At 35.0% G+C, this 3,304-nt stretch carries 3 protein-coding genes and 1 pseudogene; all 4 read right to left on the bottom strand.

What is annotated here, in order from left to right; translation table 11 throughout:
* Nucleotides 1-95: 95 nt before the first annotated feature.
* Nucleotides 96-713 (bottom strand): annotated as a pseudogene (locus ACIQCO_RS27895) (reverse transcriptase domain-containing protein); the annotation flags it as partial.
* 963 nt (nt 714-1,676) lie between these two features.
* Nucleotides 1,677-1,934, bottom strand: a complete 258-nt coding sequence (locus tag ACIQCO_RS27890; protein ID WP_400435412.1) for a hypothetical protein — start codon at nt 1,932-1,934, stop codon at nt 1,677-1,679.
* 102 nt (nt 1,935-2,036) lie between these two features.
* A complete protein-coding gene (locus ACIQCO_RS27885; RefSeq protein WP_400435410.1) occupies nt 2,037-2,306 on the bottom strand; it encodes a hypothetical protein in 270 nt (89 codons plus the stop codon).
* 172 nt (nt 2,307-2,478) lie between these two features.
* A complete protein-coding gene (locus ACIQCO_RS27880; RefSeq protein WP_400435408.1) occupies nt 2,479-2,739 on the bottom strand; it encodes a hypothetical protein in 261 nt (86 codons plus the stop codon).
* Nucleotides 2,740-3,304 lie beyond the last annotated feature (565 nt).

Raw genomic sequence — 3,304 nt, 5'->3', positions numbered from 1 at the left:
AAATGTTCCGAAATATGTATACATGGACATTATATCCGACTAATTCTGGACAGGCAACACCGTCAACTTTCGGTCATTTGGGGACGGCAAAAACATAATAGCTTCGAAATAATGGAGAGTAAAGATCTATCTTTAATTCCCATTGACCATATTTGTTTGAGTAACTTACTATGGTTCACGTTGTCGAAAAACCCTTTTATGTCCATATCTATGCAATGATAAAGACCCACCATATTGATAAGCGATTCAAATCTTGCCTTCGCATGGTGGGTACTTCTATTCGGTCTAAAGCCATAGCTATGTTTATGAAATTTTGCCTCGCAAATTGGTTCTAACACTTGTAAGATACATTGTTGAATAATCCGATCCCATATTGTTGGGATTCCTAATGGTCTTACTTTCCCATTTGCTTTAGGGATGAAAACACGCCGAACACATTCTGGTGTATATGATTGGAACATGCTCTGAACGTTTTCAATTACTTTTTCTATCGGCAAATGCTTTATATCATTAATCGTTAATTTATTTGTCCCTGCTGTTTTGCTCCCAGTGTTTCTTTTGATGTTTCGATAAGCAAGACGAATATTTTCACTAGAACTGATCAGTCCCATTAAGTCATAGAAATTTTGACCATCGACACTTTGAGCATATAAACTGTCAAAACAATGTTGCATATCGTAATACTCATTGTGTCTCAGTTTCTTCCGTTTCAACAAGTCGGTGACTCCCTTGGGAGTTGAACCTCTTTTAGTCTCACAAGAACCTTATTAACCGACAAAGAACTGTCTTACATGGTTGAATGATTCTTTTTAGTCTAGTGGCTATCCCTCCAGGTGAATTAGACCTTTCATTGGTACTGTGCCACCACTTTCACTAATACAAAGACAAGTTATACAGTAACTAATATCATTATTGCTTTCCTAATCACCGCTTCATAAAGAGTAAGCTCTCCACGTTATCAGCTTACAATGTTGAATTATATCTATTATGGAATGAACTTAGGTGCTTCCTGTAAGCCTGTTAGCCGTTCATATGCCTATAACATATCATGGATTTTCATATGAGTTAGTTTTACTCATCCACTGCTAACCTCACATTTAGTGATATACACATTTCTATGTATCGTGCGTGTAGACCCGTACATTCAGAAGTTCGTCAGCTTAACCTTTCCTTTTAGGTTTATTTGCATTCTCACCATATTCAATCAACTCAAGCATCATGAATTACACCACCCTCGCGGGTAGGCTTTCGGCAGCCGAGCTGCTACGGTAATTTCTCACGCCTTTTCGCCGAGCTTATAACACTATCATTCTTACTAAATCCAGAGCTATTCGACTAAGAGAGAACCCTTCAGGGCGTTACTCCATCATTTGATTCTTCGATATAATCCTTCAGTTCCGACAGGAACTGTCTAACCTTTACCAGAGAAATGTGTCCATTCTCAATTTAAATTAGAAACATTTCGCACAACTAACGCACCCGTTAGCCATCCATGCAGCACAAAATCGTTGCTGCACCACAGAGAATGGAAGTAGGGTTTTTGTGGTCATACTGATATTGCGACATGAGGTTTAATTTTAGGCACAGCATTTTTAAAAATTATAATTGCTGGGTCGACTTTAGCATTGTCTTTTTTAGATTTTAACTGTTTTGTACTTTCATGGTAGTTGAAGAGTCTAAACATTAAAAAGATTTTTATTAAAGACTTTTGAAACTGATTTCACTATTAAAAGTAGGAAAAAGTAAAACAGGAAAAAATTAAAGATAAAACCTAACCATTGAAAACTAAACTGACCAGTTACTGAGTATCCGAACACTTGAGATGGAAAACCGAATAAGTGAAATAATTCATTATCCTCAACACCAAACGCAGGGATAGATGAACAAACAATAGTAATGACTAAACTAAGTAAATATAGAATTTTTTTATTCACATTGAAAGCCCCCAAATTTTAATTAGTTGAAAAAACGGGATTACAAGATTAAGGGCTGCCGAAGCAGCCCTTTGTTAAACTCAAGTACCCGTTTGTTTAAAATCACAAATATTTTATTATAAAAGTTAATATAGGAATAATACATATAATAAGACCAAAACCAATATTGATTTTATATCCTTTTTCTTTATTGAGACGGGATTCAACCCCCCTTAAAGTGAATACAACACCAACAAGTATAAAAATTAGAAAGGACATCAAAGGTAAATCAGTATTCCAGCGGATTAAGTTTATGACACCTAAGATGGTTGCCGTTAATGCTAGAATCACTTCTATAAATAGAAATGGTTTTTTTCGGTTTTTCCAAATCACGCTACTCCCCCCCCGTTTTATTTAAAGTACAATATATAAATATTTCGCTAGGTACTTCCTTTTTCCTTCTTCAACTATTCTGCCAGTTACTTGAATAAGAAAAAGGCTCTACTCGTATTGTAGTAAATCACTCGTTGAAGAAGTTAATTCTATACCAGAACATGTGAAGCCCCTATCTTACAAGGAAGTATGCTACTAAGAAAGATATTGCTAATATTACATCAACATTAAAATTCGGATCCCATCTTTTTAATATATAGCTTTCAGTTGCAGATAATACGAAGGTAAAAGAGGCTACCAAAAACAATAGATAAATCTGTAAGCCACTATTAATCAAACCTATTAAAATTACAAGAATTGCAATTAGTGCAAGAAAAACCTTCATCACTGAAAATGCCTTTATTCTTTGCCTAGAAATTCCAGGTTTAATCATTTACTTCACCTCACCGTTCTACCAAATTGAACCCATTATCTTCACTTATATCAATTCCATACATTGTTTTTTATCCTTCTTGTTAAACTACCCTCCCGTTACTTGAATAAAGGAAAAAGATCGCCGCGGCGATTATTCTTGAGCTAAAGAACGCCGTTAGTGTAAGTACACTATTTAACAAATTTCAGTTATTTACCCGATTTTTTCGCTCACTAAAAACAAGAACAGAAACAGTGACAATAATGATGTTCCCAATGAATATTGTCGTTTTATCACTTGTAGTAAAATTTATAATAGTTCCAAGAATTGCAGCGAATAGTCCAGATAATATAACCCTATTTTTTTTGTTCACTTTATCACTCCTATTAAAAATACTTCTTTTAGTTAAATTTACCACAGAATACCAACACTCTGTAATTAATTATCTAACTATTTCTAATTTTTCACCTTCCTCCTTTCGCTTCGTAGCTTAATAGCAATAGGTAAGCGTTTGATGTAATCTCCAGCTTTTCCCCTGCTCCACACCCAACGTGCGATTTTCACCGCATTAGGCGTTCCATCTTAT

The organism is Neobacillus sp. NPDC093127, from assembly GCF_044754175.1.
GTDB lineage: Bacteria > Bacillota > Bacilli > Bacillales > Cytobacillaceae > Neobacillus.
Note: the sequence above shows the minus strand (reverse complement) of the source record. Positions and strands in the feature narration are given on the sequence as shown.